This is a genomic window from Sinomonas cellulolyticus, from assembly GCF_014656475.1.
Classification (GTDB): domain Bacteria; phylum Actinomycetota; class Actinomycetes; order Actinomycetales; family Micrococcaceae; genus Sinomonas; species Sinomonas cellulolyticus.
In genome coordinates, this window is record NZ_BNCM01000035.1 from 1 (window position 1) to 1638 (window position 1638).

Consider the following 1638-nt stretch of genomic DNA (forward strand, 5'->3'; position numbering starts at 1 on the left):
CCGGTTCAACATCAACGCTCATCGGGTACCTCCTGTATCAGAGTTACACCGTTGAAAGTACAGTCCCCCTCAGGCAGGGGCGAGCCAGCGACTCTGGCATATATATGACAGGCGCTGCAATTAGGAACGTGCACGTCGCGCACATCCACCACGAAGCTGCTCTGCCCTTCAGACCCCACGGCTATGGCTGGGGGCTGGTGGACGCTCCGGGAATCAGCTACGAGGTGGACTATAAGTACGGCGCATACGGATTCACAATCAGCGGGATCCACGACGGGGCCCCTTCCCATGAGATCTGGGGAGGATACGTTCCTGGCGAGTACTATCCCTTCCTCAAGGACAACCGCAGATGTGACTTCGGCTTTGGCCTGGCAGGACTCTGCATGGTCTGGTTCAACGTCAAGGTATGACCGACTCGCCAAACCGTCTGAGAGCCCCGGCGTCTGCCCTTCAAGCGGTCGCCGGGGCTTCCACTGCCGTTGCGCTCGGCGACCTCATCGCCCTGACCAACGTGGACCAGACGCAAGGGGCCTCGTTCCAGATCGCGGGTCCACTTGTCGCCTTGGCGGCGTGGATTGCAGCCATCGTGGCGGCCCGGCCGAAGCTAGTTGGGCTGTTTGCCAGCTTCATCGTCGCGGTTCTCTATGCCGTGTTGAGCTCCGACTCTGCAGCCAGCTTTATCTTCCTCGGATTCGTCTACCCGCCGCTCCTGATTGCAGTCATCGAGCCGAGACGGCTCGTATCCGTTGGAACCCTAATCCCGCGGCTAGTGCTACTCGCGATCCTCGGTCTATTTCTTGGGATCTCCATGGGTTTCATCCCCTATCCGGCAGCGCTCCTGGTCGTCATCGCCCCATGGATCTCATCTCGGGGAAGCCGGGCCGCTATTGCCACCAACAGGGGCCTCAGTCTCGCCTTTGCCTGTGCTGTCGCCTCTATGGGAGCATTCTCATCGCGCGCAGTGGTCAGCGGCACGGCTGGGCTCTTCGCCCTCATTTGCGCGCTCGCCATCTCACGTAGGCCAGAGGACGGGGACGAGGTCGGCCAGAGACCCGGCCGCCTGCGTCGGCCTCGCCTCTGACTCTGACGCCGAACGGACAACGAGGCGGCCGTGCGATGAGATCCCAAAGCGTTGGGTAAATGCGGCATCCGAGCCAGCGACACGGCTGCCCCGTGCTGACGTTGCCATCTTTCGGTCAGGCGTCGCGTACGTGGTGCTGGCCAATCCTCTCCCGCTGAGCAAGGAACGAACGAAGGATGCTACAACGCCGTCTCGCTCACCAACAGGGCGGTCGTTGGGCACCCTCAACCGCGCCCTCCTCCGGGAGGATCAGCGAAGGTTCTTGAGCTTTAGGGAGCGTGCACGGGCTCTTGGGCGCGGAGCAGGGCCGGCACTGCGAGTTCTCGGCACCGAGGACTGGCGAGCTGTGGCTAATGAGGACAGCCTCTTTTCTGCATCAGTGAACATCTCTACCCACGTCTTAGCTCGACCCAAGCTCCTAGCTTGGTCGAAGACAAAAGGCATGCCCGCCCCTAGGAGAACAGATAGCGCCACCCATAAGGTCTCGGCCGGGACTGTCAATTTTTCGGTGTAAGTGGGTTGTGATTGTCGGGTCAGCGGCGGGCTGCGGAGAGCCG

The 1638-nt window shown here is 61.5% G+C and carries 2 protein-coding genes; both read left to right on the plus strand.

All coding sequences use genetic code 11. From position 1 onward, the window contains the following. The coding region (locus tag IE231_RS18075; RefSeq protein WP_189695386.1) for a hypothetical protein at positions 1-410 on the plus strand (410 nt) is incomplete at its 5' end. Beyond that, positions 407-1081: a hypothetical protein gene (locus tag IE231_RS18080; protein ID WP_189695387.1), complete on the plus strand. Its 675-nt coding sequence runs from the start codon at positions 407-409 to the stop codon at positions 1079-1081. The genes IE231_RS18075 and IE231_RS18080, both read left to right, overlap by 4 nt. The last annotated feature ends 557 nt before the right edge of the window (positions 1082-1638 follow it).